15 protein-coding genes are annotated in these 19424 nt (G+C 70.7%); 7 read left to right on the forward strand and 8 right to left on the reverse strand.

Annotation, left to right across the window (positions count from 1 at the left end; all coding sequences use genetic code 11):
- Positions 1-16: 16 nt before the first annotated feature.
- The 6 genes from O7624_RS02265 (at position 17) to O7624_RS02290 (ending at position 4895) form a co-directional block, all read left to right on the forward strand.
- Positions 17-727, forward strand: a complete 711-nt coding sequence (locus O7624_RS02265) for a DUF2470 domain-containing protein (RefSeq protein ID WP_282238705.1) — start codon at positions 17-19, stop codon at positions 725-727.
- A 43-nt stretch (positions 728-770) separates the two neighbouring features.
- Complete coding sequence (locus O7624_RS02270) at positions 771-1592, forward strand: hypothetical protein (protein ID WP_282238706.1); 822 nt, start codon at positions 771-773, stop codon at positions 1590-1592.
- Between the two features lie 116 nt (positions 1593-1708).
- Complete coding sequence (locus tag O7624_RS02275; RefSeq protein WP_282238707.1) at positions 1709-2128, forward strand: helix-turn-helix domain-containing protein; 420 nt, start codon at positions 1709-1711, stop codon at positions 2126-2128.
- Between the two features lie 32 nt (positions 2129-2160).
- Positions 2161-2904: a molybdate ABC transporter substrate-binding protein gene (modA, locus tag O7624_RS02280; protein WP_282240518.1), complete on the forward strand. Its 744-nt coding sequence runs from the start codon at positions 2161-2163 to the stop codon at positions 2902-2904.
- Positions 2905-2907: 3 nt separating this feature from the next.
- Positions 2908-3753, forward strand: a complete 846-nt coding sequence (locus O7624_RS02285) for an ABC transporter permease (RefSeq protein WP_282238708.1) — start codon at positions 2908-2910, stop codon at positions 3751-3753.
- The gene (locus O7624_RS02290) at positions 3735-4895 is read left to right on the forward strand and encodes an ABC transporter ATP-binding protein (protein WP_282238709.1); all 1161 of its coding nucleotides are present in this window, start codon (positions 3735-3737) and stop codon (positions 4893-4895) included. The genes O7624_RS02285 and O7624_RS02290 overlap by 19 nt, the downstream gene beginning before the upstream one ends.
- A 70-nt stretch (positions 4896-4965) precedes the next feature.
- Here the strand turns inward: O7624_RS02290 and O7624_RS02295 are convergent, their stop codons facing one another.
- The gene (locus O7624_RS02295; RefSeq protein WP_282238710.1) at positions 4966-9180 is read right to left on the reverse strand and encodes a HEAT repeat domain-containing protein; all 4215 of its coding nucleotides are present in this window, start codon (positions 9178-9180) and stop codon (positions 4966-4968) included.
- 211 nt (positions 9181-9391) lie between these two features.
- On the opposite strand from O7624_RS02295, the gene O7624_RS02300 reads away from it, so the two are divergent.
- Positions 9392-10432: an SCO2521 family protein gene (locus O7624_RS02300; protein WP_093402103.1), complete on the forward strand. Its 1041-nt coding sequence runs from the start codon at positions 9392-9394 to the stop codon at positions 10430-10432.
- On the opposite strand, the gene O7624_RS02305 is transcribed toward O7624_RS02300, so the two are convergent.
- The 7 genes from O7624_RS02305 to O7624_RS02335 all read right to left on the reverse strand — a co-directional run bounded on the left by O7624_RS02305 (position 10433) and on the right by O7624_RS02335 (position 19367).
- Positions 10433-11416, reverse strand: a complete 984-nt coding sequence (locus O7624_RS02305) for an SCO2522 family protein (protein WP_282238711.1) — start codon at positions 11414-11416, stop codon at positions 10433-10435.
- Positions 11401-12330, reverse strand: coding sequence for an SCO2523 family variant P-loop protein (locus O7624_RS02310; protein ID WP_093402101.1), 930 nt, complete (start codon positions 12328-12330; stop codon positions 11401-11403). Before O7624_RS02310 ends, O7624_RS02305 begins: the two co-directional genes overlap by 16 nt.
- The gene (locus tag O7624_RS02315) at positions 12331-14172 is read right to left on the reverse strand and encodes an SCO2524 family protein (protein ID WP_282238712.1); all 1842 of its coding nucleotides are present in this window, start codon (positions 14170-14172) and stop codon (positions 12331-12333) included.
- A gap of 196 nt (positions 14173-14368) precedes the next feature.
- A complete protein-coding gene (locus O7624_RS02320) occupies positions 14369-15163 on the reverse strand; it encodes an SCO2525 family SAM-dependent methyltransferase (protein WP_282238713.1) in 795 nt (264 codons plus the stop codon).
- Between the two features lie 236 nt (positions 15164-15399).
- Positions 15400-16077 carry a hypothetical protein gene (locus O7624_RS02325; RefSeq protein WP_282238714.1) on the reverse strand — a complete coding sequence of 226 codons (678 nt, stop codon included), beginning with the start codon at positions 16075-16077 and terminating at the stop codon, positions 15400-15402.
- Between the two features lie 116 nt (positions 16078-16193).
- Positions 16194-18557: a tetratricopeptide repeat protein gene (locus O7624_RS02330; protein ID WP_282240519.1), complete on the reverse strand. Its 2364-nt coding sequence runs from the start codon at positions 18555-18557 to the stop codon at positions 16194-16196.
- A gap of 189 nt (positions 18558-18746) precedes the next feature.
- A complete protein-coding gene (locus O7624_RS02335; RefSeq protein WP_282238715.1) occupies positions 18747-19367 on the reverse strand; it encodes an L-threonylcarbamoyladenylate synthase in 621 nt (206 codons plus the stop codon).
- Positions 19368-19424: the final 57 nt, after the last annotated feature.

A 19424-nucleotide genomic window follows, 5' to 3' on the forward strand; every position in this document is an offset into this window, starting at 1 on the left:
AACGGAGGTGGGAACGTTGGGCAAGGCACTCCCGGCGGTGACGACCAGCACCCCGGCGGAACGGCTGCGTACGCTGCTCGTCGGCACCGGGTCACTGACCCTGCGTACCCCCACGCACCGCGCGAATCTGGTCGGTCGGCACACCGTCGCCGCCGACGGGCGGCTGCGACTCGCCCTGCCCGCCCGGACCGAGGTGGCCCGGCAGTTGCTCGACCTGGGCGAGACACCCGCACAGATCGAACTGACCGATCTCGTGCCGCTTCCCGTACGCGATCGGGTCCGCGCCCGCGCCACCCTGTCCGGCTGGCTCACCCTCGACGAACTCGACGGCGGCGAGGTGACCGCCCGGCTCGACCTGGCCAGCGCCGATCTCATCGACCCCGACGGCGACGCCAGCGTGGATCCGGACGCACTGGCCGGCGCACGTCCCGATCCACTCGCCGCGCACGAGGCGGAACTGCTGCGCCACCTGCACCGGCATCCGGACGCGATGCGACGCCTGGGCCGGCAGGCCACTGCCGGCCTCGGCGTCGACGCCCGATCCGTCCACCCACTACGACTCGACCGGTACGGGATCGTGCTGCGCCTGGAGTTGCCGACACACCACCGGGACGCCCGGATCGCCTTCGTCAGCCCGGCCGACGGGCTCCGGGAAGCGGTCGCACACCTGGCCGGTCTGATCGGCGCCCACCCGTCCTGCCGGGCCTGCGTCACCTCCCACCGGTAGCGCACCGCCGCCGTCCCGACCCACCTTCACGAACGGAGCCTCCATGCAGCCCAGCCGAGCAGAACTGGCCCGTACTTTGGTCAGCAGCACCACCCCGGCCACCGTCGTGGTGGAAGACCTTTCCCCGGTCACGGGAGTACGGCACGGCGCCGACGACGACGGCCGCGTCCTGCTGCTCTGTCACCGTGGCGACCCGCTCGCCACCGGGCCCCACGACGTGTGCGTGCAGATCGCCGACGAACCACCGCTGCCGTTCTCGCCCGGTTGGGGCCAGGTCCGGGTGAGCGGTCGGGCAACCCCGCTCGGTGGAAACGCGGCCCGGACCGCCGCCGACTCGATCGCCGTCACCCTGCCCGATCCCGACCTGCTCGACGTCGGCCACCACACCGTCATCGTCGAGGTCGTACCGAGCCGCGTCACGCTGCTCCCCCGGCGGGCCGAACCGCACGAGGGCCCCCGGCCGCCTGCGCCCGCGACCTCCGGCTGGCCGGACGGCCCGGTTACCGACGGCTCGTCGGTGGGCCGGCACGACGAACTCGCGATCGGTCTCGCCGACTATCGCAGTGCCGACCCGGATCCGGTGGCAGCGATGGAACGCCCGTTCCTGGTCGATCTGGTCGACCATCACGGCCCGCAGCTCTACCCGTTCCTGCGGCGGCAGCTGGTCGCCTCGGGTGTCGACCTACCGGCCGACTGCCTGCCGTGCCCGCTGCGGCTCGACCGGTACGGGCTGCTCGTCTCCGTTCCCGACGGTGACGCGACCGCCTGTTACCGGCTCTGCTTCACCCCGCCGCTCGACGGTCAGCAGGACCTCCTGGACCGGCTGCATCCGGTGCTGTTCCACCACCGCTGCGACCACCACTGACGAACGCCGACGACCGCGACAAACCGCAGCTGCGAGTCGAGAGTCGACGTGAGGCCCGCAGATTCGATGGTTTCCCTATCCTCAGGCTCGTAGCAGCATGGCGTAGGGTGAGCGCCGTGACGATGTTCCGCATGAGCGAGGCGGCCGAGCTGCTGGGGGTCAGCGCGGACACGGTGCGGCGCTGGGTGGATGCCGGTCGTCTCGCCGCCACCCGCGACGAGCAGGGACATCGGTTGGTCCACGGCGTCGATCTGGCCGCCTTCGTCCGGGCGCGGTCCGACGACCCGGTCGATCGGGCCGACGAGTCCTCGGCCCGTAACCGGCTCCGGGGGATCGTCACCGCCGTGCTCAAGGACGCCGTGATGGCCCAGGTGGACATTCAGGCCGGCCCGTTCCGGGTGGTGTCGCTGATGAGCCGCGAGGCCGTCGACGAGCTGGGACTGTCGGTCGGTTCGGTGGCGATCGCGGTGATCAAGTCGACCACCGTCGTCGTGGAGCGACCGCCGACCAACGCGGGCCGGAGTAGCGGCTCGTGACCACCCGACGCCTGGCCCTGTTCACCGCCACGATGACGGTCGCGATCACCGGCTGCGGCAGTGGCGGGAGCAGCGACCGGCGACCGCCGGACGGTGCCTTGACCGGTGACGTCACGGTGTTCGCCGCCGCGTCGCTCACCGAGTCGTTCACCCGGATCGGCGAGGACTTCGAGACGGCGAATCCCGGCGTACGGGTCACCTTCAGCTTCGCCGGCAGCTCCGCCCTCGCGAACCAGATCAACCAGGGTGCCCCGGCGGACGTCTTCGCCTCCGCCTCTCCCGCGAACATGACGACCGTCATCGACGCCGGCAACGGCGACGGCAACCCGCGCATCTTCGTCCGCAACCAGCTCGTGATCGCGGTACCGGACGGCAACCCGGGCGGGGTGAACGGCCTGGCCGACCTGACCCAGCCGGGCGTCAAGGTCGCGCTCTGTGCCGAACAGGTCCCCTGTGGCGCGGCGGCGGCGAAGGTCCTGGCCGCCGCCGGGACGAAACTCACCCCGGTCACGCTGGAACCGGACGTCAAGGCGGCCCTGTCCAAGGTACGGCTGGGCGAGGTCGACGCGGCACTTGTGTACCGCTCCGACGTACGGGCCGCCGACGAGGACGTGGATGGAATCGAGTTCCCCGAATCGGCCGGGGCGATAACCGACTATCCGATCGTCGTGCTGAAGAACGCCCCGAATCAGCCGGCCGCCCGGGCGTTCGTCGAGCAGGTGCTCTCCGGGCCGGGCCAGGCCGTCCTCGCCGCCGCCGGATTCCAGGCTCCGTAGCAGATGCCCCGGCCTGACCAGGTGACCGTCGCGCCTGCCCGGTCCACGCCACCTCCACGCGCCAGGCGCACCGGTCGGGTACCCGTCGCGTTGCTGCTGCCCGCCGCCCTCGGCCTGCTCTTCCTGGTGCTTCCGCTGGCAGGTCTGCTGGTCCGTACGCCGTGGAGCACCCTCCCACAGCGCCTGACCGAGCCGGGGGTGCTCACCGCGCTGCGGCTGTCCGTACAGGCGGCCACCCTCGCCACGCTGCTCTGCCTCGTCCTCGGGGTGCCCCTGGCCTGGCTGCTCGCCCGCATCGACTTCCCGGGGCGCCGCCTCGTGCGTGCCCTGGTCACCGTGCCGCTGGTGCTGCCGCCGGTGGTCGGTGGCGTGGCTCTGCTGCTCGTCTTCGGCCGGCGGGGCATCCTCGGCGGCTGGCTCGACAGCACCTTCGGGTTCACCCTGCCGTTCACCACGACCGGTGTGGTGCTCGCCGAGGCCTTCGTCGCAATGCCCTTCCTGGTGATCGCCGTCGAGGGCGCGCTGCGCGGCGCGGACGTCCGGTACGAGGAGGCGGCGGCGACCCTCGGCGCGGGCCGGTGGACCACCTTCACCCACGTCACGCTCCCGTTGGTCGCCCCGGGCATCGCCGCCGGAGCGGTGCTGTGCTGGGCCCGGGCGCTCGGCGAGTTCGGCGCCACCATCACCTTCGCCGGCAACTTCCCCGGCCGTACCCAGACCATGCCGCTCGCGGTGTACCTCGCCCTCGAAACCGACTTGGAGGCGGCGATCGTGCTCAGTCTCGTCCTGCTCACCGTCTCGGTGGTGATCCTGGCCAGCCTCCGCGACCGATGGCTCGGCAGCTCATGACCACCGATCCGAACTCCCCCGGCGTCGATCCGAGCCCGCCGGGCGATCCACCGCCCGGACGGGCGGTGCTCGACGCCCACCTCGTCGTGGACCGTGGCACCTTCCGACTCGACCTGCCGCTGACCATCCGCCCCGGCGAGGTCGTCGCACTCCTCGGGCCGAACGGTGCCGGCAAGACCACCGCGCTGCGGGCTTTCGCCGGCCTGCTCCCGCTCACCGACGGGCACCTCAGCCTCGCCGGCCGCCACCTGGATCATCCCGGCCGGCGGATCTGGACGCCGACCGAGCAGCGCCCGATCGGCGTCGTGTTCCAGGACTACCTGCTCTTCCCGCACCTGACCGCGCTGGACAACATCGCGTTCGGGCCACGTCGACAGGGCCTCGACCGGCAGCGGGCCCGGCAGCGGGCCGCGGACTGGCTGGCCCGGGTCGGGCTCGCCGACCACGCCCGGCGCAAGCCCCGGCAGCTGTCCGGCGGGCAGGCCCAGCGGGTTGCCCTGGCACGGGCCCTCGCCGTCGAACCGGCACTGCTGCTGCTCGACGAGCCACTCGCCGCCCTCGACGCCCGGACCCGGCTCGACACCCGCGCCCAACTCCACCACCATCTCGCCAACCACCGCGGCGCCACACTGCTGGTCACCCACGACCCGATCGACGCCGTCGTCCTCGCCGACCGGCTGGTCATCATCGAGGACGGGCAGGTGGTGCAGGAGGGCGACGTCGCCACCGTCACCGCCCAGCCACGCAGCGACTACGTCGCCCGCCTGGTCGGTCTCAACCTCTACCGGGGGTACGCGGACGGGCACCACGTCCGGCTCACCGACGGGTTCCACCTCGTCACCGGCGACCAGCACGTGGGTGCCGTCTTCGTCGCCTTCGCGCCGTCGGCCGTGGCGCTGCATCCCCGTCGCCCCGACGGCAGCCCCCGCAACACCTGGCCGGTCACCGTCAACGGGATACAGCGCCACGGCGACAACCTGCGGGTGCAACTCGACGGCCCGGTCACCGTGGCGGCCGACATCACCCCGGCCGCCGCCGCCCAACTGCAACTGGCACCCGGACGAACGCTCTGGGCCGCCGTCAAGGCGGCCGAAACCCGGGTCTATCCGGCCGCGGTGGCACCCACCGGCGCCGAGCCGTAGCCTGACCGGTCGCGGGACACCGTCCGCGTGCCCGACCAGCGACATCGACCACCGGCGACCCGAGGGCCGATCACGGGAAGTCGTCCGGGCTGGTGCCGGGTAGCGTGGCCAGCAGCTGACCGGCGAGCCCCCGTACCGTGGGATCGGGCGCGCCGGCCAGTCGGACGAGCAGCGGCCTGGTCCGGGTGTCCTCGCCGTAGTGCCGGGCGAGCGCGAGCAACGCGGTACGGCGGATCTCCCAGTCCTCGTCGTCGACCAGCCGCATCAGCAGCTCCCGTACCCCCGTCCGGTCGGCCAGGTTGGCCGCGAGTTGCTCCGCGGCCCGGCGGCGTACCTCCAGCGCCGGATCGTCGCGCACCAGACCCACCAGCAGCACCCGGACCTCCGGGTCGTTGCCGAAGTGCTCGCCGAGCGCTGCGGCGATGCGGGCCCGGATCGCCGGATCCCGGTCGGCCAGCCGGCGCATCAGCCGCAGCGTCACCGCCATGGCGGTCTCACCTCGCGCGATCAGGCAACACACCGCCGCGTCGAAGGCCGCCGGATCGGTGTCGGACTCGATGCATTCCAGCAGCACGTCGGTCACCACGTCCGGCTCACCGTACGCGCTGAGGGTCTCCACAGCGGCGAGTCGGATGCCGGCGTAGCTGTCCCGGCGTGCCCGCCGCGACAGCGTCTCCACCAGCCCGTCGCTGCCACCGTCGCGGGCCAGCGCCTGCGCGGCCGCCCGCAGCACGTTCGGGTCGGGATCCCGGCGGACCTGCTCGGCGAGGCACTCCACCACCGCCGAGTCGAGCGGCTCACCGAGGTGGGCCAGGCTGCGGGTGACGCGGAGCCGGACGATCGGATCCCGTTCCCGGGCCGCCCGGCTGATGAGCAGCTCCTGCGTGGCGGACCCGAGCAGCGGCCGACCGGTGAGCAGGTCGACGGCGGCGAGCCGGACACCGGCGGTGGGGTCCTGGCGGGCCCGTTCCAGCAGCAGCTCGCCGGTGCGGTGATCCGGGTACGCCTCGGCCAGCGCACGAACCGCGGCGAGCCGCACCGTCGCGTCGTCGTCCGTCCGCGCCGCCTGCGCGGCGACCGCCCAGCCGCTGTCGTCGACCCGGTACCGGTCGGTCAACGCCGCCACCGCCGCCGCCCGCACCGACGCGTCCTCGTCCTGCTCGATCCGGTCCACCAGCCGGTCCCGGCACCGCCCGTCCGGGTCGTTGACCAGCACCAGTCGCTGTACGGCGACGGCACGGACCCGTGCCGAGGCGTCCGAACCGGCCAGTTTCAGCAGCAGCTCGGTGCCCTCCGCGCCGACCCGCCCCGGCAGCAGCTCGCACACCAGGCAGCGTCGCACCTCGTCATGGGAGTCACCGGCGATCCGGGACAGGGCACGCCCACGGGCCGTCTCGCTCTGCTCGGGGAGGGTGAGCAGGCAACGCAACGCGGACTGCACCACGCCGGGGTCGGTGTCGGTGACCAGCAGTCGGTGCAGCGTCTCGGTGACATCTGGCAGGTCGAGACAGCGGGTGGCGAGCACCGTCACGGCGGCCCGCCGTACGCCGGTGTCCCGGTCCTCGGTCGCCCGCGTCAGCAGCAACCGTCGAATCTCCTCGGCCAGCTCGGACCGCCCGCCTAGGGACTGCACGGCGAGGGCGCGGACCGCCGCGTCGGCGGAACCGGCGAGTTCGCTCAGCGCCACGACCAGGTCACCGGCGGCACCGAAGTTGGCGACCAACGCGCGGACCGCGGCCTGGCGGACCGCGGTCGAGCCTTCCGCCCGGGCCTGTGCGAGCAGCAGATCCTGACAGTGGCGGCGGCTGCGGCCGGTGTCGTCCAACCGTCCGGCGGCCTCCGCCAGACCGGCGACAAGCGCGATCCGCGCCTGCCGTTCGCGTCCCTGGCCGAGTTCCCGGACCAGCAACTCCTCCAGTTGCTCATCGGCGGTGGACAGCACCGCCGCCGACCGGGTGGCGAAGGTCGAACCGGAACGCCAGCTGGTGCGCACCCCGCGGCGGCGGTACCAGTGCAGGAAGACGGCCCGGCCGGGCCAGTGCGGCCCGAGCGCCCGGATCGAGGAGAGCAGTTCCTGCTCGGTGACCTCGACGAGGTTCGGATCGTCGGCGGAGATGCCGTGCTCGATCAGCAGCACGACCTGGCGAAGCACCGCCTCGCCGGCACCGGCCAGACCGGCCGGCTGCGGTGCCTCCGCCACGCACTGCGCGGCCAGGACCAGGTTCCACGGTGCGCTGGGCAGGTTCAGCGGCGGCCACGGTCGGTTGACCTCGGTGGCCAGCAGGGTCACCAGCTCGTTGGCAACCTCGGCGGGCAACGCGCTGGCGACCAGCCGTAGCACCTCCCGCCAGGACGGATCTGCCCAGTTATCGCGGAACAGCGCACGCAACTGGTCGATCCCCCAGGTGTCCGGGTCATGATCGAACCTGTCCACGATCTCCTCGGCACAGAAGAACTCCAGAAACGTACGGTGCACGAACCCGAACAGGCGCAACCCGTACCGTTCCAGGATGAAGCTGCGCTGGCGCAATTTGTCAATCATCGAGTACGCCATGGCGTGCGCGCGGTCGTTCTCGAAACCGTAGAACTCCACCAGGTGGTCCCGGAAGATACGCGAGAGCTCATCCGCCTCGATGTAGTTGCCGGCCGGCCCCGACTCCCGGCACTGCATCCAGAAGGCCAGGTGGCGCAGCAACCGCAGCTTCGCCTGCGGATCCAACGGCGGCACGTCGCCGTGGCTCTCCCGCAGTTGCTTGGTCACGTCCCATTCGGAGATCAGCACATCGGTGACGTGCGCGTAGAGCCGGCGACGGTTGCGGGGCAGCGGGCGGTCCCGACCGACGATGGCCATGAGCATCAGCAGCAACGGATTGCCGGCGATCTCGTGCATCGCCCGGGATCGCCGCACCACGTCGAGGATCTGCCGCCGCTGCCGGTCCGCCTCGACCGACGGGGTCGGCACCACGTACTGGTACCAGTTGCCGAGGAAACGCGCGATCCGCTCGTCGTCGAGATCCTCCAGGGTGAAGTGGTCGAATCCGGCGTTGGCGAAGGTGTGCCGGAGGTAGCCGGCCGCCCGGGAGGTGACCATCGTGCGCACCCCGGGGTACTCGTTGGCAAAGGTGGCGATCTGCCCGGCCATCTCCTCCCGTTGCGCCGGATCGAACACCTCGTCCAACCCGTCGAAGAGGAACAGCGCCTGCCCGCCCTGCCGCAGGTACGCCTCAAGCACGTCCCGGTCGATCCCGGCCAGCCCCTGCTGGTGCCGGTGGCCGACGTAGTCCAACAGCCCGTCACACCGGCCGTCCCCGCGATGCGCGGCGTACGATCGCAGCTCGATCAGGACGGGAAGGTACCGGTCCAACGCCGCCAGCCGGGGCTCGTCACAGACGCCGGCAAGCGCGAGGGCGAGGTAACGTGCCGCCGCCGATTTGCCGGACCCGGGATCGCCGAGCAGCACGATGGCCCGCCGCGCCGGGTCACAGACCACGTCGAACAGCGCCGACGCCTCCTTGGCCGCGTACTCCTCCCAGAGCCGTTCCACGTCCCTCGGGTCCACCACGCCGGGCAGCGCGCCGGCGTCACCGTCCGGCCCGGAGCCCGCCCAACGCCACCAGGCCAACGGCATCTCCGGCCGGGCGTCCTCGTGCACCCGTGGCTCGACGAACACGTTGGACAGCCCGACGGTGAGGTAGCCGATGGTGGGCCGGGGCGCGACGGCGTCCAGCGGCACCGCCTGATACCGCAGCCGCAGCTGCTTGTGGTACTGGCTGCGGACCGCCTCCGGCAGGTGGGTGTCGGGGTCGCCGGGCTCACGCGCCGGTGACCGGCCGCTGCGCACGTCGGCCAGCGCCACGGTGACCTTCGCCGACAGATCGTCCACGCTGGAGAAGAAGGCGCACAGGTGGCGCTCCTTCAACTCGTTGCGCAACGCCACGATCTGCTGCCAGTCGCCGTTGCGGTCGATCATGTCGACCGGCCAGGGCGTGTCCTCGGCGACCAGGAAGATCAGGCACGGCTTGCCGGCGGCGAGTGCCTCACGGTACTCCAGCTCGGTGATCGAGGACTCCTGACCCGGTGGCCGGTAGCCGTAACGCCAGGCGAAGAGCCCGACGTAGAGATCACATCGGCGTACGTCGGTCAGGCAGCGTTCCAGGGGTGGACGGGCGTCGGCCCCGTACGCCTCCATGGCGACGTCCTCGATCTCGAGGCGACGCGCCACCGCGTGTACGGCCGCACGGTATTCCAGCAGGTCCTTTTGGGTGGCTGAAATGTAGACCTTCATCGACGGCAAACTCCAGGGGTGGCTGGCGACCGCATTCTTCAAAATATCAGCCGTCGTCACATCCATCCGGCCCGTGAAGTCCGCACCCCGGTCACATATCGGCTCTCCCGCCACGGATGGGCCTATGATGGCCGCGGGACGGATTCGATCCGGTCACCGGCCGCAGGTCCATGCCCGCCGGTGTCCCCCGTGGTGCCGATGCGGAGGAACCATGCTCACGGTGGGCGAGGTGCACACCAGCCTGCTACAGCACAGCACGGCGCTGGCGCAGGACCAGAGTGCCGAGGTGCTCAGTCTGGTCGAGGGTGAGGCGGTGCTGACCTCCCGACGTCCGTCGCTGTACGCGGTCTCACCCGACGTCCGTACCGGCGTGGACTGCTGGCTGCCGAGCGCGAAGAACCGCCAACTGCGGGGAGTTGGCGCGGTGGTCACCCGGGCCGTCATCACCGGCGGTCGGATCGTGCAGGCCTCCTCCATCATCCAGGTCGTCGCCGGGGAACGCCGCCGGCCGTGGTCGCACTACCTGGCCAACTCGGGTGTGCTGGAGACGGTCGGCAAGCTGGACGCCGACGACCTGACGAGCGGGTTCCTGCACGGCAACGCCGCCGACGTGCTGAACCTGGACGCGATCACCGGCCGGGTGCTCGACAGTGTGCAGATGTCCGACCTGCTGGACCGACGTCCACCGCTGCGTGCGGCGCGCACCCGGCTGCGGTGGACCGCCCAGGTGCATCAACAGCCGGGCGAGAACGCCACGGCGGACGTGGCGGTGGACTCACCGACGCTGCGCACCGTGCGACTCACGGTGAGTCCGCAGGACGTGCCGGCGGCGGTCGCCGGCCTCTGCGAGGATCTCGCCCTGCACGACTGGCTGCTCACCATGCTGTCCGCCCTGGTGGAAGCCGCGGTGACCCGCGCCGGCTCGACGCAGGAACACATCGAACGGCTGCGGCCGGTGCTGGAGCACCTGTTGCATCTGTGGCTGCCCGGTGCCCGCGTCGACCCACGGCTGCGGCCGATCTGGGACCGGCTGGAGCAGGTACCGGGGTTCAGCCGGCAGTGGCAGTCCTCGGTCAACTGGATCCGGGATCAGATCACCGTCGGCAACATGGCCATCCTGCGCGACCTGGCCGGCCGGGCGGCGGTCGGCCAGCCGTGTGGGCCCGCCCCGCTCACCGAACCGTTCTCGGCCGCCAACCGGGGCCCGTCGGACCGCAGGGTCGGTCGCGGTGCGCAGGCGCCACGCGGCTGATCAGTCGCCGATGAACACGTAGCTCAGCCGGTCGACCAGCTCGTCGGGCAGTTCCAGGCCCTCGCTGCCGGCCCGCTTGGCGACCTGGCGCGCGACCGCGGGTGGCACCGCCACCTGCCCGAGAATGGTCCGTACGGCCAGCTCGACCGGCAGGTACCGGGTGTCCATCATCGTCACCGTGCGGTACCCGCAGAACGGTGTGGCGTTCGGATTCAGCTGAACGATGGCGGGGAGGCGGTCCCAGTCGGTCGGCAGCGGCTCGTCGGCGGGAAGGCGGTACGGCTGGGTGATCGTCTGCCCCCGGTGCCGCAGCACACCCAGCCGGGTCATCTGCCACACCGAGGCGAGCAGCGCACAAGCCCACACCCGGCGGTCCGGTTCGTCGGACCACAGTTCGATGTCGACGAAGATCGAGTGCGGTGCGTCGCCGGACTGCAGCGGCGGTGACCACGGTATCGGCAGCGTCATCGCGGGCGCGTCGGCGTGCCCAGGTGAACGCTTGCCGTTGGACAGCCAGCCCGACTCACTCAACGGTGGGCGGCTTCCGGTGGTGTTGCGTGGCGGCTCCACGACCAGGGTGTCCACCACCAGCCGGGCCAGTTCGACGTCGTCGTAGCGGGCGAAGCTGGATTCGCGGGCCACATAGTCGAGCATCAGCCCGTGCTCCGCCGCGGCCTGCTGTACCTGCGGGATCACCTCGCGCGGCGTGGCGAACCTGTGGAAGTAGTCGTCGACGAGGAAACAGGTGCTGATTCTGGGTTGCCGGTGGGGGCGCAGCCCCCGGCGGGCCAGCGCCGGGATCGCCTGCGCCCAGTCCGCGATCCGGGCGAACTTGCGCCGTAGGTCGCGGCATCCGTCGCCGAAGTCCTCGGCGTAGACGTGCCCCAGCTCGACCGAGAGATGCGAGTACGGCACGCTCTCCGTCCGGCGTACCGCGGCTGCCTCCTGAAACCTGACGTCCACGCTCATCACACGGTCTCCCATGCGGTCTCGTCGAAGAGCTTCTCGGTCAGCTTCACGAAGGCGTCCACGGTCCCGGCGTTGGCGATCTTGGCCTGCACGTCATTGTCCGAGATCAGCTGCTCGCGCCATTGCAGGAGTGGGTCCAACGGCACCGCGCCGAGCAGCGTGGTCCGTCCGAGGCCCCGCTTGCTGGCCTGTTCTTTCAGTTCCTCGTGGCATTTACGCAGAAACGCCTGCTGCGCCAGTTCGAGATGGCCGACCTCCGGCCCGCGCGAGTCGATCACCGCGGTCCGCACGAACCGCAGCGACTCCCGTAGCCGGTCCGGCTCGTGGCCGTACTCCTTGCCCATGGCCAGGATCCCACCGGCCTCGAAGGCGAGATCCGCCGCCGCCGCCACGTGCTGCGGTGTCCAGCGGTGGAAGACCAGCCACCGCACGGTCACCTTGCGCAGGGTCCGGTTGGCGGTGGCGGCCAGCGCGATCTGGCTGGCGTACGAGCGACCGGCGCTGAGATCCACCAGGGTCAGGTCGAACTCCTCCTCCAGCCGGAGAAAGAGCTCGGCGCAGCGTCGGCCGATGTCGTCGGTGAAGCCGAACTCGCTGCCGTTGCGCTGCCCGGGCAGCAGCACCAGCGAGCTGGAGCGGGGCGGTCGTTGGCGCAGGCTGACCCGCTCCGAGGTGCCCCACACGTCCAACTGCTCCGGGGACGGGATCTCGCCGCGAAGGTAGCGGTGGAGGCCACCGCCGTTCGGGCCGGCGCCCTCGATACCGTTGGTGGCCTGGGGGATCTGGAACGTGATGCCGGCCGTCGGCGAACCGAAGTCGTAGTCCAGGTAGCAGGTGGAGCGGCCGGAGAGCGCGCTGCGGTAGGCGATGTTCGCCGCGGTCACCGAGCGCCCGGTGCCACCCTTGTGCGACGTGACGAAAACCAGCATTCAGATCCCCTCGCTGGCCTTCTGTTGGCCGGTGGTGATGTCGTTCAGCTGTAGCAGCAGGGTGCTGGCCAGCGCGGCGGCCGTGCCCGGTTGGTCGTCCACGAGCGACTGCGCACGGCGCAGCGTCGCCCGGATGCTGCGCATGCTGCGTTGCATGGCCTCACCGGCGAACGTGCCGCTCATCAGCTCACGGTCGAACACGTACTCGGCTTCGTCGATCAGGTCCTGGGCGTACGTGGCGAGGTTGACCGCGCGGGGGAACGGCCGCTCCCAGAGCAGCTGACCGGCGTTGACCAGGGCCTGCACGACCCGCTCGGTCAGGTACCAGGAGGGCGCCTCGGGCAGCGGCGCCAGCCCGGGGAACGCACCACCGGCGTGATCCCACAGCCCTCGGTGCCGACCTTCGGGAATGCGCCGCAACAGCAGGTGCTCCCACACCTCGTCCGCGAGTTCGAGCAGCTCGCTGCGGTGCCGGGCATTGTTCAACAGCCCGGCGACGGTGGTGGCCCGCTGCAGCAGCACAGTGGAGAACTCGTTGACGTTCCACGTCATGATCGGTTTGGAGGTGGCGTCGTTCAGGGTCACCTGCTTGCCCGGGGCGTGCACGACCAGCGCAGCCTCGTTGGGCGAGGCGCGCCTGGTGATCCGGCCTCGCTGCGCCAGCTCCACCAGCACGTTCCCGATCCGCCCGAACTCCTCGTCACCGCCGCGGCCGCTGGCGACCAGCCCTTTCACCGCCAGCGAGGTGGCCTGCAGGGTGTAGTAGTCGGTCCGGTCGCCGTCGGTGGTACGCCAGGGAATGTCCTCGATCGGCCACCGTCGCCGGTTACCGAAGGTGGCCACCGTCGCCCAGTACCTCCGGGTCAACTCCCAGCGCAGTTGCAGGATCCGGAACAGGCGCTGCTGTTCCTCGTTGAGCAGGCCGAGCAGCCGGGTACGTTCGGAGTTGAGGTCGTCGATGGCGTCCACCGCGATGACGGTGAAGTACAGGTAGGGAGCGTTCTCGGCCGAGCCCTCGCGTTGCGGGCCGATCGGCTCGGTCGTCGTGACCTCCTCGGCACCGGCGATCGTGCCCCACGACCAGCCACACTCGAAGAGCATTTCACTGCTGTCCAGATCCTCGGTGACCTGACCGGATCCGACCACGACGTTGCGCAGGCTCGCCATGGTGTCCCGCAGCTGCGCCCGCAACGCGGTCACCACCTCACGGCGTGGCAGTTCGTCCTGGTTGACCATGTCGCAGAGCCGGACACCGAACTCGTCGGTCGCGGCGAAGACCGAGGTGCTGAAGCTACGCAGCAGCCCGACCATGGCCGCGGTCAGCCGGATGCTGGCCATCTCCTCCAGCTTGTCCAACTGGGCCCGCAGATCGGCTCGCTGGGTGGAGGGGCGGTAGATCTTGACGAAACCGATCGTCGCCAGGGTGAGCGTGATCGACACCGCGAACGAGTCGACCACGTCCATGGAACGCTGCTCGTCGGTGAGGTCCGGACCACCCTCGACCGGGGTGAGGTAGCTGCCACCACCAAAGGTCGGCGCGCCGCTGTCGTCGGTGTAGCGGACGAAGTACTCGGTCATGATCTTGACCAGTCGGCGCGGGATCTCTATCGCGCCGCCGATCGCGCCGAAGGCGTCGATGACCTCCTCGTCGATCCGGTCCGGATCGTCGAGCGACAGCACCGGGATCTTGGTTGCCGGCAGCAGCAGGGTCAGCAGTTGCTCCGCGTCGCTGATGGAATTGGACCCGCTCCGGCCGCCCCAGTCCCATTCGCCGTTGCGAAGACAGCTACGCACCGTGGCCCGCCAGATGTCGAGAATTTCCTGGCGCGGCTGCATCCGCATGGTCCACCACCGTCTGCTGTAGTCGTCGAAACGGAGCTGCTGATGTTGCCTGACCCACGATGATCCACGATGACGTGCACCCATCATCGTATCCCTGCCGGAGCGTGACCTGAACGGCCGTGCGTACCGATGTCCCGCAGAATTCAGCCGGCCCAAGTGTCCAGGTGAGAGGGATGCGGGGCGGCGATATCCGAGGTCAGCCGCGGCTACGTCCGGTGACCAGCAGCATGCCAAGATACCCGTCGCGCAACGACGGCGTGGGGCGCACCTCGTGCATGTCCACGTCGTACGCTCCGGCCGCCATGCTCGCCACCACCTCCGCGCGGTGCAGTTGCACTGCCGGAAACCAGTGCTGCCCGACGCGGTAGCCGTTCGAGCCCAGCATGAATGCCGCGGCGAACGGCGAACCGGGACGCAGCGCTCCGAGGAACCTGCCGATCGCGCGCTCCGCCTCGACCCGGTCGGCCGAGATCGAGCAGGCCACAAAGAACATGGTGCCCGCACTCCAGACCCGCCTGGGCAGGTCGAAGACGCTCAGCTGCGACACCCGACCCACCCGGGCCAGGTGGCTGCGGGGGTCGGTCAGCGCCGCGTACGCCGCGTGTTCCGCACACACCTGCCAGTACGCGTCCCAGCACTCGTCATAGCCGCTGATCTGATCACGCAGCCAACGCACATTCGCGGTGGAATATTCGCAGAGTTCGACGCTGCGGGCGAATGGCAGAAGCGACAGCGTCGGGTAGAGGTTTGCGCCTGAGCCGACGTCGACACAGTCTGCGCCGGCAATCTTCGCACCCGCGAAAAAGTCTCTTATCCGACAGAGGATTTCACGATCATCATCGCGCAGGACCGAGTAGTTGTGCTGGACGTAGGCGCCCGGGTCGAACCCGTCCCACTCGACCTCGGAATTGACCGTTCGCGGGGACTCAACTCGTGGCGGCGGGGTCGACGGCCCACTACAACCTGCACCAGCCGCCGGAATCAATGCCATGGAGGTGCCTCCATTGAAGTCGGCAGATCACTGTGGTCGTTGCCCCGACGCACGCAGCCCGTTGCCCATTATGCATCGGATGCGATACCGATTCGCAAGTATCGACGTTGACGCGACTCGATCACCCGGGTCGGCATCGTCGCGCCGCCGACGGTGATTGATCGCTGTAAACCACGGTGCTTCCGGCGGCCACTGTGGACCGCGATCAGCAAACGTACTCAGCTGGATGAATGCGATCAGCCGCCGGCACCCTCGGCGGAGCCGTCCGGACCGAGCGCGCCCTCCACCTCGCCGACATCGAGGTGCACGTGCTGGTGACCCTGTCCGGCATCGATGTTGACCTGGTCGAGCTGGGTCGCCGCGACCGACCAGGTGGTGACGGCGAGGGTCGCCTGCCGCGCGGCCAACTGCATCCGCTCCGCGCGCCCGGCAGTCGGACCGCCGAGTGCGAGAGCGACCGAGTCGACCGCGACGGCCACCTGGTCGACGGCGCTACGCAGCCCGCCACGGGCGACGTTGGTGGCGGTCATGCCCGATGGCGGGTCGGCGAACTGGGCGACCAGCCGCCGCATGGTCTGCTGCCACTGTTCGACCTGGGCCCGCTCGGGCGTACGCCCCGCCTCGGCGTCCTGACGCACGGCGCGGATGATCGGCGCAAGTTCCTCGCCCGTCCGGTGAGCCATCTCGGTGAGTTCGACAACCTGCTGCGCGTCCCGCTCGGCGTCGGCCTGGCGCATCTTCGCCACGCTCGCCTCCGTCGGGTCCGGCCGACCCACAGCGTGCCCGACCAGCCCGCCGGCCGGGGCCGCCACCAGGACCGCCGCTGCGGCGGTAGCGACGATCCACGTCCTCTTCCGGTGCTGCCGCGCGGGCGGAGCGACCAGGTAGGAGGGCCTTCCGGTTCGACGGGACATGACACCCCTCGCATCGACGGCTGTTGCCTGGGAGCGTAGCTGTCGTCCCAAGCGACGTCGATAGTTTCCAACCCACCAGCCGAACTTTCGCCTGGAGCAAACGAAAGCTGCTCGGTCTACCCCTCGGCCGGCGCGCCCAGCCGGGCGAGCGCGCTACGGGCGCGGGCCTGTTCCTCGGGTCTGTCGATCTCAGTCGCCAGGGCCAACGCCTCGACATGCCGCGCGACCGCCTCGTCGCGTGCGCCCTGCCCGGTCAGCGCCCGCCCCAGCCCGTTGAGCACGCACGCCTCGCCGTACCGTTCCCCGATGTCGCGGAAGAGGGCGAGGGCCGGTTCGTAACACTCGACGGCGTCCGCGAACCTGCCCAGCGCGACGTAGGCGTCACCGAGGTTGTTCAGCGCGGTCGCCTCGCCGCCGAGATGCCGCAGCTCACGAAAGATCGCCAGGGCCCGGCCGTTCTGGTCGACCGCGGTACCGGGGCGGCCCAACCGTTCGTGGACGGCACCCAGGTTCGTCAGGGTGTTCGCCTCACCGACCCGGTCGCCGATCTGGACGAAGCGGTCGAGCGCCAACTCGTGGTACCCACCGGCGCGCTCCCAGTACCCGGCCGCGCTGTGCACCACACCGAGGTTGCCCAGCACCCGGGCCTCCCCGCGACCGTCACCGGCCGCGCGGAACAACGGCAGTGCGCGTTCCAGATGCCCGATCCCCTCCGGATAGCGGCCCAACTGCCAACACACCACACCCAGATTCGTCAGCGCGGTGGCCTCGGCGACGGTGTCCCCGAGCAGCCGCGCCGCGTGCTCGGCCTCGGTGTGCACGGTGATCGCATCGGCCGGATAACCACCGTTGTCGAGATAGACGTACAGGGTGCCGGCGAGCCACACGGCGTGCTGCGGCCAGCCGTTGCGGGCCGCGTGCACGCAGACCGCCACGAGGGTGGCACGCTCCGCGTCCAGCCAGCGCAACGCGGTCCTGGCCTTGTCGAGCACCGGGACGGCCGGGGGTGGCTGAGGCAGTGGCGGTCGACGGTGACGCTCGGCCGGATACAGCGCTTCCATCGCCGCCGCCGCGCTGTACAGGTAGTGGTCGAGCAGACGGGTCAGGGCTGCCCGACGATCCGCCGGCCGGTCCTCCTCCCGGCCGCGCTCCCCCGCGTATGCGCGGACGAGGTCGTGCAACGCGTACCGCCCGACGACGGGCTGCTGGACCAGGTATTCGGCGGCGAGATGACGCAGGTCGGCTGCGGCGGTGGCCGGATCGGTGTCCAGCAGGGCCGCGGCACCGTGCTCGTCCAGATCCGCGCCGGGCTGCGCGGCCATTCGCCGCAGCAGCGTCTGCCGCCGGTCCGGCAGGTGCTGGTACGACAGGTGCAGCGCCAACTCCACCCCGCTGTCGAGCCGGCGGTGCCGGTGCCGCTCGTCCAGCCGGTCGGCGTGGTCGGTGACCGTCCACCCGGGCCGCGAGGCCATCTGACCGACGACCACACTCAGCGCCAACGGCAGGTACCCGCACCGCAACGCGACACGCTGGTGCGCCGACGGATCGCTGCCCACCGCTACGCCGGGGTGCGACCGGACCAGCAGCCGCTCCGCCTCCTCCGGCGTGAACAGGTCGAGGTCGAGATGCACCGCCTCGTCCAGGTCGGCGAGCCGGCGCCGGGAGGTGATCAGCGTCAGGGTTCCGGCCGAGCGCGCCAGGAGCGGACGAACCTGCTCCGCGCCGGCCGCGTTGTCGAGCACGACCAGCACCCGCCGACCCGGGAGCCGCTCGGCGAACGCCGCCGCGCGCTCCGCCAGGCCGAACGGGATCTCGTGGCCGGACATGCCCAGCAGGCGCAGGAAGCCGTCCAGCACCGCGCCCGGCTCGGCCGGTGGCTGCCCCGGATCCGGGTGGTAGCCGCGCAGGTCGACGAAGAGCGTCGTGTCGAAGTGCCCCTCGTCGACAAGCAACTGGCCGGCGCGTACCGCGAGGTGGGTCTTGCCGACCCCGGCCATGCCGGCGAGCACGCAGACCTCCGCGCCGCGCCCAGCCGGGCCGGGTTCGGCGGTCAGCACGGCCAACTCCCGGAGCCGGGTCAGCTCCGCCTGACGGCCTGTGAAGGCCCCCGCGTCGTCGGGCAGCCGGTCGAGCACCCGTACCTGGGCGGCCGCGGTCGTCTCAGCGAGACTGACCCGCAGCGCCTGTCGCCAGTGCGCGAGGTAACCCGTCTCGTCGTGCAGTGCCTGTACGACGGCGAGCATCAGATCGGCGTTGATCCGCCGCCGCCCGGTCTTGAAGCAGTCCACGACGGTGCCTCGGCGAGCCATCTCATCGGCGGGGCGACCGTCGGCCCGCCACCGCTCGTTCACCCGCCGGGTGATCGTCTCGTACGAGGGATCACCGGCCCAGAGCTTGAGCGCCCGTAGGCAGCCGATCAGTTCGTCGAGGCTGTGGGCCGTGCCCGGGTCGGGTGGCCCGTTGGACACGGCAGCCTTCATGACACCCACGAGTTGCGACGATAACAATCGATCCCGTGACACCCCGTACGGAATCGTTTGGACTTCGCTGGCGGGTCAGAAAGACGTGTTGGGATCAGGCGGGGTGACGGCCGCCACGGGGTACGGGGGCGTGGCGGCCAGCAAATCGTCTGGCCACCACCGACGTAGCCCGGCGGACCTGCCGGAAGGTCAGGTGAAGCGGGCCGGGTCGCCGGCGCCCACCCGGACGATCTCGGGCTCACCGTCGGAGAAGTCCACCACCGTCGTCGGTTCGGTACCGCAGTCACCCGCGTCGACCACCGCGTCGACGGCGTGGTCGAGGCGTTCCTTGATCTCCCAGCCCTGGGTCATCGGTTCCTCGTCGTCGGGCAACAGCAGGGTGCTGGACAGCAACGGCTCGCCGAGCGCGTCCAGCAGCGCGCGGGTGACCGGATGCGCGGGAATGCGTACTCCGACGGTCTTCTTGCGGGGGTGCCACAGCCGCCGGGGCACCTCCTTCGTGGCGGGCAGGATGAAGGTGTAGCTGCCGGGGGTGGCCGCCTTCACCGCCCGGAACACCGCATTGTCCAACTGCACGAACTGCCCGAGCTGAGCGAAGTCGCGGCACACCAACGTGAAGTGGTGGCCGCTGTCGAGGTGGCGGATCTCCCGGATCCGGTCCATGCCGTCCTTGTTGCCCAGCTGGCAGCCCAGGGCGAAGCAGGAATCCGTGGGGTAGGCGATCAACCCGTCCCCGCGAACGATCTCGACCACCTGACCGATGGTGCGCGGTTGCGGGTTGTCCGGGTGCACGTCGAAGTACCTCGCCATGGGCGAAGCTTAGGCCGCCCACGTCCGCTGTCGCGTTGCCGACAGTGGCACGCTCAG

The sequence above is a fragment of the Verrucosispora sp. WMMD1129 genome, from assembly GCF_029581255.1.
Classification (GTDB): Bacteria; Actinomycetota; Actinomycetes; order Mycobacteriales; family Micromonosporaceae; genus Micromonospora; species Micromonospora sediminimaris.